9 protein-coding genes are annotated in these 10901 nt (G+C 42.5%); 6 read left to right on the forward strand and 3 right to left on the reverse strand.

From position 1 onward, the window contains the following. Positions 1-33: 33 nt before the first annotated feature. Entirely contained in the window at positions 34-1128 is a 1095-nt protein-coding gene (locus B3Y13_RS04205) for a pyridoxal phosphate-dependent aminotransferase (protein WP_296668808.1), read from the reverse strand. A 149-nt stretch (positions 1129-1277) separates the two neighbouring features. Here B3Y13_RS04205 and B3Y13_RS04210 point away from each other — a divergent pair, with 149 nt between their 5' ends. The 5 genes from B3Y13_RS04210 to B3Y13_RS04230 all read left to right on the forward strand — a co-directional run bounded on the left by B3Y13_RS04210 (position 1278) and on the right by B3Y13_RS04230 (position 7170). Further along, positions 1278-2147 (forward strand): LysR family transcriptional regulator, encoded by an 870-nt coding sequence (locus B3Y13_RS04210; RefSeq protein ID WP_296022986.1) that lies wholly within the window; start codon positions 1278-1280, stop codon positions 2145-2147. A 305-nt stretch (positions 2148-2452) separates the two neighbouring features. After that, the gene (gene gdhA, locus B3Y13_RS04215; protein WP_296692848.1) at positions 2453-3823 is read left to right on the forward strand and encodes an NADP-specific glutamate dehydrogenase; all 1371 of its coding nucleotides are present in this window, start codon (positions 2453-2455) and stop codon (positions 3821-3823) included. Positions 3824-4064: 241 nt separating this feature from the next. Beyond that, positions 4065-5297, forward strand: coding sequence for an ATP-binding protein (locus B3Y13_RS04220; protein WP_296692849.1), 1233 nt, complete (start codon positions 4065-4067; stop codon positions 5295-5297). A 438-nt stretch (positions 5298-5735) separates the two neighbouring features. Next, positions 5736-6416 (forward strand): hypothetical protein, encoded by a 681-nt coding sequence (locus B3Y13_RS04225; RefSeq protein WP_296692850.1) that lies wholly within the window; start codon positions 5736-5738, stop codon positions 6414-6416. Continuing rightward, entirely contained in the window at positions 6346-7170 is an 825-nt protein-coding gene (locus B3Y13_RS04230; protein ID WP_296692851.1) for a formylglycine-generating enzyme family protein, read from the forward strand. Before B3Y13_RS04225 ends, B3Y13_RS04230 begins: the two co-directional genes overlap by 71 nt. Before the next feature lie 263 nt (positions 7171-7433). Here the strand turns inward: B3Y13_RS04230 and B3Y13_RS04235 are convergent, their stop codons facing one another. Then, positions 7434-8576, reverse strand: coding sequence for a sodium ion-translocating decarboxylase subunit beta (locus B3Y13_RS04235; RefSeq protein ID WP_296692852.1), 1143 nt, complete (start codon positions 8574-8576; stop codon positions 7434-7436). A 336-nt stretch (positions 8577-8912) separates the two neighbouring features. Between B3Y13_RS04235 and B3Y13_RS04240 the strand changes: the two genes are divergently transcribed. Continuing rightward, positions 8913-10196 carry an HlyC/CorC family transporter gene (locus B3Y13_RS04240; RefSeq protein WP_296692853.1) on the forward strand — a complete coding sequence of 428 codons (1284 nt, stop codon included), beginning with the start codon at positions 8913-8915 and terminating at the stop codon, positions 10194-10196. Here B3Y13_RS04240 and B3Y13_RS04245 read toward each other — a convergent pair. Beyond that, positions 10167-10787 carry a histidine phosphatase family protein gene (locus B3Y13_RS04245; protein ID WP_296692854.1) on the reverse strand — a complete coding sequence of 207 codons (621 nt, stop codon included), beginning with the start codon at positions 10785-10787 and terminating at the stop codon, positions 10167-10169. The two genes, B3Y13_RS04240 and B3Y13_RS04245, sit on opposite strands and share 30 nt — an antisense overlap. Between the last annotated feature and the right edge of the window lie 114 nt (positions 10788-10901).

Raw genomic sequence — 10901 nt, forward strand, 5'->3', positions numbered from 1 at the left:
AAAGATAAAAACAGACGCCATTTTCGGCTGTTTTTATCTTGCCTCTAAAAATTTTTCTACACGGGTCAAGGCTTCTGCAAAATTTTTTCGTCCAAGTCCGATTCTTAAAAAATTATCTTTTTTTTCAAGAACTACAGACGGAACAATCAGGACACCTGTTTCTTTTAACAGTTCCATGCAAAAATCCATAGAGTTTCTTTGGTCAGAAAGTTTTACGTAGGCCGTAGTTGCTCCTTTCGGAGGAACATATTCAAACAGGTTTTTATGTCTTTTTATAAATTCGTCTAAAAGTATGGCATTTTGTTTTGCAATCGAATTGTTCCGTTGAATTATTTTTTCTGCATTGTCTAAAATTTCGCTGCCTGCAATTTGGCTCAAAATGTTTATGCAAGTGCTTGTAAAATGTCTGTAGGCAAGTATTTTTTTCATAAGTTTAGTGTTTTTTGTTGCAATCCAGCCAAGGCGCAGCGCTGGAGAAGCGAATGTTTTTGAAAAACTTCCCAATGCAATTGCGTTTTCGTATAAGTCTGCAAAAGACTTAGTTGAATATCCGTCTTTAATGCTTAAAAAACGGTAAACTTCGTCTGAAATAAGAATTATATTTTTTGAGCGGCAAAGATGCACAATTTCTTTCATTTCAGAATCAGTAAGGCAGGCTCCGGTCGGATTGTGCGGATAATTTAGTATTATGGCTTTTGTGTTTTCCGTTACTTTTGATTCAAATAAATTTATGTCAAATTTCCATTTGTCTTCAAAAGTCGGTGAAAATTCAACGATTTTACAGCCAATTTCTCTTGCAATTACAGAAAGTGACTGAAACGAAGGCTGATGAACAACGATTTCATCATCAGAGTCAAGAAGTGCGCGCATTGTTGTGTATATTGTTTCTTCGCCGCCGTTCATTGTCGCAATATTTTTTTCATTTAAAGAAGTGTAAAGTAACGAAATTTTTTTTAGCAATGGAAAATATCCGTTTTCAAGTGAGTATCCCAGTTGAATGTCTTTGTATTTTGAAAAATCGAAGACTGCTTCCTTCAGAAAAAGAGATTCCGGATCGGAGCTTCCCATCATAAATTTTGCCTGTTTTTCATAGCGTTCAAAATATTCATCGACCAAAAATTTGCTCATATCCATATTTATGCCTCGTTTTTTTATTGAGTTGAAAATAAAAGTTTTCTTTTGCCGGCGTTCAGAAAACTTTTGACTTATTATAAAATAAAGTATATGAATAAGGGAAATTGATTTTTATTATTCTAATATGCAAAAAGGTTATTTGAATGTATAAGTATATTGCGTTTCTAAAAGTAGTTGAGACTGGCAGTTTTACAAAGGCTGCTGATATTGTAGGTTGTACGCAGCCAGCGTTAAGCCAGATGATTTCTTCTTTAGAAAATGAACTTTCTGTTCAGCTTTTGCACCGTTCTCGATATGGAATAAAACTTACTTTGGACGGTGAAAAACTCTTTCCTTTTATAAAAGATTGCGTTGAACATTACAAATTGATGCGCCGGACTTGCGACGAAATTTGCGGACTTGAAACTGGTCTTGTTCGTATTGGAACAGTTTCGAGCGTTTCGTGCCATTGGCTTCCAGAAATAATAAAACTTTTTTGGGAAAAATATCCGAAAGTTCAACTGGTTCTTCATCAGGGCGACTATTCAAGCATTGCTGAATGGGTAAAGAACGGCTCTGTGGATTTTGGTTTTGTTAATCCAGCGGCGGTAAGCGGAATGGAGTCAAAGATTGTAAAAACAGGCGAATTTTGCGCAGTTGTTCCAAAAAATCATCCGCTTTCTAAAAAGAAATCTGTAACTCTTAAGGACCTAAAAAACGAGCCTTTTCTACTATTAGAAGAAGGGGCTTACAGCGAGATTTTAGAAGCATTCCGTTTTGAGGGAATTTCTCCAGACATAAAACTTCGTGTTCATGATGATTATTCGATTCTTTCTATGGTTGAAAAAGAATTGGGCATTTCTATCCTTACAAAACTTGTTTTGAACAAAACTTGCTATGATGTTGTTTCTGTACCGATAGAGCCGCCTGTAAGGAGAACGCTTGCTGTTGTGTTTAAGAATTACAATTTGCTTCCGATTGCGGCAAAAACCTTTATAGATTTTATAATGGAAAGAAAATCTGAGCTTCTTTAACTTTTAATGCAGCCCGGATCGTAACGGCGCGAATGCGTCCGCCTTGGCGGATGGAGCGAAAGCGGAACCGTGGAGAGCCGGTTTGTGATTGCGGTGTGCTCCTGATTTTTTTTCTAGGTTAAATTTGATGAATTTTGAGGCTGTTTATTGACTATTTTGCACAAAAAATTTATGTTTATTTCATACGGCAAAGACGCTGTAAATAAAACGCTATCATTGTCTTTAAATGCAGTGTGTGGAGTTTTGTTTATGGCGTCTTATTTTTTTTGCCCGCTTTTAAATGCTAATCAAAAAGGAGATAAAAAATGGCACTTAAAGAATTTAATGTTAAAAACGCTTACTGCAAACGCGTTTGGGATGAATTGAAGGCTCGCTACGCTGACCAGGAGCATTTCTTGCAGGCGGCCGGTCTCGTTCTTGAGACTCTTTCGCCGGTTGTTGACACAATGCCTGAGCTTGAGAACACAGCAGTTCTCGAAAGATTTGTTGAGCCAGAGAGAATCATTATGTTCCGCGTGCCGTGGACAGATGACGCTGGAAAACCTCATGTAAACCGCGGATTCCGCGTTCAGTTTAACTCTGCAATCGGACCTTACAAAGGAGGATTGCGTTTTTCTCCAGAGGTAAGCCTGGACGTTCTTAAATTCTTGGGATTTGAGCAGGTTCTTAAAAATTCTTTGACAACTCTTCCAATGGGCGGCGGAAAAGGCGGCTCGGATTTTGACCCTCACGGAAAATCAGACGCAGAGGTTATGAGATTCTGCCAGTCGTTTATGACAGAATTGTACCGCCACATCGGAGCTGACACAGACGTTCCAGCTGGAGACAAGGGAGTTGGCGGACGCGAAGTTGCGTTTATGTTCGGACAGTACAAGAGAATCACAAACCAGTTCACTGGCGTTCTCACAGGAAAAGGCCTTGACTTCGGCGGCTCTTTGATTCGCCCTGAGGCTACAGGATACGGACTTATCTACTTTGCAGAATGTATGCTCAAGGCTGTAAATACAGACTTCAACGGCAAAACTTGCATTATCTCCGGAGACGGAAACGTTGCCCAGTACGCTTGCGAGAAAATCAATCAGCTTGGCGGAAAAGTAATCACGCTTTCTGACTCAACAGGATATATTCTTGACGAGGACGGAATCGACGCGGAGAAGCTCGCATTTGTTATGCAGTTCCGCGGCGAGCACAAGAAAATCGACACATATCTTACAAAATATCCGAAAGCAAAATTCTTCAAGGGCGAAAAGCCGTGGGGAGTCAAGGCTGACTGCGCATTCCCTTGCGCAACTCAGGACGAAATCTATATGGAAGATGCTAAAAAGCTCGTTGCTAACGGCGTAAAACTCGTTGCTGAAGGCGCGAACATGCCGACACGCGCAGACGCAATCGAATTCTTGCAGGAAAACGATGTTCTCTTTGCTCCAGGAAAAGCTTCTAACGCAGGCGGTGTAGCAGTTTCTGGCCTTGAAATGTCTCAGAACTCAGAGCGCCTCTCATGGACACGCGAGGAAGTAGATTCAAAACTCAAGCACATCATGACTCAGATTCATGACAACGCTTACGAGACAGCGAAAAAATACGCTCCATCAAAGACAACAGACTACGTTTCTGGCGCAAACATCTACGGCTTCCTCAAAGTTGCCCGCGCAATGGAAGCTCAGGGATTGGTCTGATTTAAGTTTTTGCCGCATTAAAGGCTTTGAAAACTGAATCCGCGTGATTTTCGTTTTACGTGAATTACGCGGAAAAGTTCATCTTCTGTTTTATCCCGCATTTCGGTTTTGAAGTGCGGGATTTTTTGTTTTTATGGGCTTTATGTAAAATAGGCTTTTCTTGCCTTTTTTTCTTTTTCGTGGGATAATCCAAACTGCCACTTTGGATTATCCCACGAAAAACTTAATTTTGGAAGAAAATATGGCTTTTATAGAGCGTCATGCAGAAAAAACAGTAGAACGGATGTCCCAGTCGTTTCCGGCTGTGCTTGTTACAGGCGCAAGACAGACCGGAAAGACCACGCTTTTGAAAAACGTAACGGACAAAAAATCTGTCCGCTATCTTACGTTTGACGACCCGATGGAAGAGCGGTCCGCAAAAAACGATCCGCAGTCGTTTATTGATTTTCATCCGAGTCCGTTCTTGTTTGATGAAGTTCAGTATGTTCCTGAGCTGTTTCGGTATTTAAAAATAGAAATTGACAAGAACCGGCACAACGGAATGTATTATCTTACAGGAAGCCAGCAGTTCAGGCTTATGGAAAAAGCGACAGAGAGTCTTTCCGGAAGAATCGGAATTGTGCAGCTTTATCCGCTTTCCGCGCGTGAAAAACGGGGCGACAGTTTTGACAAGCCTTTTATTCCGTCAAAAGACTACATTTTGCAGAGAAACAGCGAATTTTCTGGAAAGGAATTTTCTGCCGCAGAAACATGGAATTCAATTTTTACAGGCGGCTATCCGGAAGTTGCAAACGGAAATGTTCTGCCGAACGATTTTTACTCAAACTATCTGAAAACTTACATTGAGCGTGATATTCGGAGCTTGACGCAGGTTGCAGACGAGATGCAGTTTCTCCAGTTCATTGCGGTTGTTGCATCAAGAACCGCCCAGCTTGTGAATTACAAAGACATTGCAAGTGACGTTGGAATAAGCGAGCTTACAGCGAAAAAATGGCTTTCTCTTCTTGTAGCTTCCGGGCTTGTTTACCTGCTTCCGCCTTTTTCGGTGAACGTTGAAAAGCGCGTTGTAAAAACTCCCAAGCTTTATTTTGTTGATACAGGACTTGCCGCCTACCTTACAAGATGGACGGATTCGGATGTGCTCCGCTTTGGCGCAATGTCGGGGGCGTTTTTTGAAACATACATTGTCGGTGAAGTGCTTAAATCATTCTGCAATGATGGAATTGAGCCGCCGCTTTATTTTTACAGGGACAAGGATAAAATCGAAATCGACCTGATTATTTTTTTGAACAATACGATTTATCCGGTTGAAATAAAAAAGACCGCCACTCCAAAACTAGACGACGCAAAGAATTTTTTCATCACGAGTAGAATCAAAAATGTGGAGGTTGCGCCTCCGTGCATTGTCTGCAGCTGCGGAAAGCCGGTTTCTGTAGCAAAAGGCGTGATGGCGATTCCTACGGAGTATGTGTGAGCTGCGCGCTCGATTTTTTGTGCGAAATCTTCGTTTTTTAAAAATATACCCACTATGTTGAGTAAATAAAGTAACTATATTTTAAAATAAAGTAACTATATTTGGAAATATAGTTACTTTATTCGGGCAACTTAGTTACTTTATTTTCGGTGCGTAAAACGCACTTTCGCGCCCGCTTTGTTCTTTGTAAAATATTTTGTAATTGAAACAGTAGCTACTGCTTGACAAATAAGGAATGAAGAACACAATCTTGTCAGAACTCAGAACTCAGAACTCAGAACTCAGAACTCAGAACTCGGAACTCAGAATAGCAACACTGTCTTCAGGCGGCTATATAAAAAATAAAACGAAGACCGTTGTATTGTGGCGTGCAAAAATTTACGCGCCTGCAGCACAGCGGTCTTTTTTTGTTTAAATTATTTTTCGAAGGAGAAAAAAATGAAGAAATCAAGGATTTTTGCCTTGCTTGTGGCAATGGCAATGGGGCTTGCAGTTTTTGGCTGCAGCAATGGCGATAGCGACAGTTCAGGAGGCGATACTACCGGCGGTTCAAGTTCTGGCAGCGGAACTACTGGCGGTTCGACTTCTGAATCTGCAGTATTTCAATCAACCAGATTTTATGAAGGAACAATTCAGATTGAATACAAAGCTGACGGCACTTATTTAATGACTTGGTCTTTGGGTGACTATTCTGCGGCAAACGCTACAAACAAAGGAAAAGGCACTTACACACTGGACGGCACTTTTGAGAACGGCACAATTCATCAGCACCAGACCCACTCGTCAGACACACTTTCTAGTGAATGGGTAGAAGAAGTAGAAGATAACGACCTTGCTGTAAAAGATGGAAAATTCACAGTAGATATAAATTCGACAACTGTAACTTTTACAAAAGTTGGCTCTTCAAGCTCTTCTGGCAGCGGAACTGGATCAGAGAGCGGCAGCACTGGAGGTTCAACATCCGGCGGCGGTTCAGAAAGCGGTAATACTGGCGGTTCAACTTCCGGTAGCATCGAGCCGGTTGCGGAAAACTTTGTACAAATTCCTGGTGCTTCAATTAAAGGAAGCAGAAACTTGGACTCCAGAATCAGAGGTATTTGTAAGCGGACGTGCGTTTAAAATCGGCTCGTTCTACATGAGCGACCATGAGGTAACGCGCGGAGAATACAAGGCACTTATGGGAAGCGACCCAAGCACTGCAAAAGCCTACGGCAAGGACGGAAACCTTCTTACAGGCGATGATGCAAAGAACAACCCTGTGAACAATATCAGCTGGTATGACGCACTTGTGTACTGCAACACTCGTTCTATAAATGAAGGCTTGACTCCTTGCTATGCAATCGACGGAAAAACAGACCCAAAAGACTGGGGAAGTGTTCCAGATGACTACAATTGGAAATGGAATAACGCAACGTGCGACTTTACAGCAGACGGCTACCGCCTGCCGACAGAGGCAGAGTGGGAATGGGCTGCGCGCGGCGGCAAAAGCTACAAGTATGCCGGAAGCGATGACGCAGACGAAGTTGCCTGGTATGGGTATGCCAGCAGCTATACGTTCGGAACAAGGGAGGTAAAAACCAAAAAGGCAAACGGCTACGGACTTTACGACATGAGCGGAAACGTATATGAATGGTGCTGGGACGGGGATTCTGATATTATATCAGAAGACACGCCAGCTACAGGTCCGGATGCTAACCTCTTCCGCTGCCTGCGCGGCGGCTCTTGGTACTTTAACGCCTTCAACGCGCAGGTTGCCGTTCGGTGGTGGTACTACGACTACGAATCGTTCTTAACAACAGCGTACGACCGCAGCGACGCATCGTACAGCCGCTACTACGACTATGGTTTCCGCGTTGTTCGCAACGCCAACTAGCGTTGGCTAGTTCTGAAAGTGGAATTGCAGCGGCTGCCTAATAAGCTCCCGATGTCATTGTCCGGCTAGACCGGGCAATCTCTCGTAAAGCAATTGAATAGATTTTCGGGGCAAGCCCGAAAATGACAAAAAAGATACTTTATAAAAAAAGCCGGCTAGAGAGATTCTGGCTGGCTTTTTTATAAGGGAAATGCCGTAAAGAGGACGGATCAATCCATCGCATTTTACAAGCTGTCTTATCGATTGCTCCGTCGCTTCGCTTTTTACCCTGCAAGAAGCGGAACTACTGAAAGTATTATTCCGCCGATTATAACCGAGCCGATTTGCCCTGACACATTCGCGCTTACGGCGTGCATCAGGATAAAATTCTGGTCGTCGTCTTCGAGCGCGATTTTCTGGACTACGCGGCTTGCCATCGGAAAGGCTGAAATTCCGCACGCTCCGAGCATTGGGTTGAGCTTTTTGCTTTTTGGCCGGAAAATATTTAACAGTTTTGCAAAGAGAAGTCCGCAGGCTGTGTCTCCGATAAACGCGACAAGTCCCAGGAACATTATTAAAACTGTCTGAATCTGAAGAAAATTTTCCGCGCGCATTGAGGCTCCAACGCTTATTCCAAGCAGAATTGTCACAATGTTTGAAAGCTCGTTCTGCGCGGTTTTTGAAAGTTTTTCGAGGACTCCGCATTCACGGATAAGGTTTCCGAACATTAAAAATCCAATCAGCGGAGCTGCGACTGGAACTAGAATTCCTACAACCGCCGTCAAAATAACAGGGAATGCTATTATAAGCCATTTCGGCACATTCGAATCTTTTGCTTCCACATGAATCTGCCGTTCTTTTTTTGTTGTCAAAATCTTTATTACCGGCGGCATCATTATTGGAACGAGCGACATATATGAATAGGCTACAACCGTAATCGGCCCCATGAGGTTTGGCGCGAATCTTGATGTTACAAAAATTGATGTCGGGCCGTCCGCCGCTCCGATAACGCCGATGCTTGCCGCTTCTTTTATCGAGAACCCGAAAAATTTGTAAGCGATAAAAGCTGCGATGAAAATTCCTGAGTGCGCCACAATTCCGAAAATCAGCATCCAAGGACGCTGCAGAAGAGGGCGGAAGTCAATCATCGCGCCGACACCGATAAAAATCAGGAGAGGGAAAAGCTCCGTCATAATTCCGCATTCAAATAGGATTTTGAGCGCGCCTGATGTTCCGGCATGCTCCCACACAACATTTAGCGGAAGATTCACGAGAATCGCCCCGAATCCAATCGGCAGAAGAAGCATTGGCTCGTAGTTTTTCGCCACGGCAAGCCAGATTAAAAGCGCGCCGACCGCGTACATGACCGCTTCCTGCCAGCCAATCGAGCGGATTCCTTCTGTAAAGTAAAGAAGAACCTGTTCCATAAAGACACCTCCAGACGTCAAAAAATGGATTTAAACAAAAAAAAGACCTCTTACCTGCTGTTCCTAAAAAAAAGGAATAACAGGCAAAAGGTCTTGTTTCTTCAAGATTGAAGCCGCAGAACCAGACTTTTTCAAAAAAGCCGGTTGTTGATTCTGAGGAAGTAACTACTCCCCTTTCGCTTATAGCCGAAGGATAATCAAAAATAAAAAGCGCGTCAAGAGATTTTTGTAAAAACGTAGAATTTCTTTAAGTTCGCTTGTCATTATTTTTCAAAATTTGTTATATTTTGAATTGGGAAACGCATGTTTCCATATCTTTTTTTTCAGGAGATTTTTATGCCTGACGGGTCCATACCCTTATTTGTCTCGATTATCGTTCTAATCTGTTTTTCTGCTTTCTTTTCGGCGTCAGAAACCGCCTACACTTGCGCCAGCAGAATCAAGCTAAAATCGCTTTCTTCAAACGGAAACAGGCTTGCCGGAAAAGTCCTTTCGCTCACCGAGAAAAATTACGACAAGCTTTTAAGCACAATTCTTATCGGAAACAATATCGTAAATATTTCCGCCTCAACTTTAAGCGCGCTTTTCTTCGCGCTTCTTCTTGCAGATTCATCTTTGAATCCTTCTGTTGTCTCAACTGCCGCAATAACGGTTGCAGTCTTGATTTTTGGCGAGATTACTCCGAAATACATTGGAAAAGCCTACGCCGAAAAATTTGCGATGTCCGTTTATCCTGTGCTTGCAGTTCTGATTTTTGTTTTTACTCCGCTGAATGTTGTTTTTTCCGGCTGGAAAAAGCTGATTGAAAAAGTCTTCCGCTTTGACTCAAGAAATGTAATCACCGAGGAAGAAATTATAACGATGGTTGATGAGGCCGAGGAAGACGGAACTTTAAAAGAGCACGAAAGAAATTTTATCCGCTCTGTGATTGAATTTGATGATTTGGACGTTGAGGACATAATAATTCCGCGCGTGAATATCTGCGCCGTCGAGAAGAATTCAACTTATGATGAGGTCAAAGCCAAATTTGTTGAATGTGGATTTTCAAGGCTTCCTGTTTATGACGGCGAAATTGATTCTGTTGCCGGTTTTGTCCACGAGAAAGATTTTTTCAAGGCTGGCCAGGAAGATTTTTCGCTTGAAAAAATTATGAAAAAGCCGTTTTTTTCGACTGGCAAGACTAAAATCTCAAAGCTGCTTTTTAAGATGCAGAAAGAAAGGGTTCAGATGGCGATAATTCTGGACGAATACGGCGGAACGCTCGGGCTTGTTACGATGGAAGATATTCTTGAGGAGCTTGTCGGTGAGATTTACGATGAGCACGATTCTGAAGTTGAGAACATAAAGCCATGCGGCGACGGAAGCTTTATTGTGAGCGGCGATACGCAAATGCACAAATTGCTGAAATTTTTTGGAATAAAAGAAGCCGATGAATTCAGCTCAAATACGGTGAGCGGCTGGATTACAGAAACCTTGGGCGACTTTCCTGAAAAAGGCCGGAAAATAGACTTTAACGGTCAGATTGAATTCGAGGTCCTGAAAACCGAAGGCAACATAATCCGCGAAGTGAAAGCGGTTTTGACAGATCCTCTAGTAAAAGACTCGGCTCTTCCACTTTAATTTGAAATTGCCGTTTTCCAAAGAAACTTTGTTTATCGAGCAATTTGGAAAACGCACTTTCCAGAAATTTTTGAGCGTGCGTCCGTCAATGTGCATAAGCAGCGTCTGGAGCGTGCCTCCGTGTGTAACGACAAGCAGATTTTTGTTTGACGGGCTGTCTGCCAAAGGACGTATTTCGTTTTCCCAAAAATCTGCTGTTCTTTTAAAAACGTCATCGAAGTTTTCTGCGTCTTTGTCTGGTGAATAAGCCGGCGGATTTGTAAAAAAGTTTTTTATTTGAGCAAATTCCTGTTTTGTCTGCCGTTCTTCCGGCGTTGAGCCTTCTGCTTTTCCGAATGAGAATTCGATTATGCGGTTTTCTTTTATGATATTTGAAGAATCGAATCCGCTTATGAGTTCTGCCGTTTTTACTGCCCTTTGCAACGGACTTGAATAAACCTTGTCAAAACTTATGCCGGCTTTTTTTAAGTTTTCGCCAGTTTGTTCTGCCTGTTCAATTCCCGCCGCGTTTAGAGGAATATCGGAACGTCCCTGTAATTTTAACTGAACGTTCCAGTCTGTTTCTCCGTGGCGGACAATGTAAATATTCATATTTATTCTTTCCCGTTCCAGCAGTAAGTACAAAGTTTTGAGTGATCAAGTCCTGTTGAATTTAGCATGTCGTCAAGGCGATGAAATCTTAAAGTTGTAAAATGAAGCTGCTTG

Origin of the sequence: Treponema sp. UBA7567 (genome assembly GCF_002476655.1) — a bacterium.
Lineage (GTDB): Bacteria > Spirochaetota > Spirochaetia > Treponematales > Treponemataceae > Treponema_D.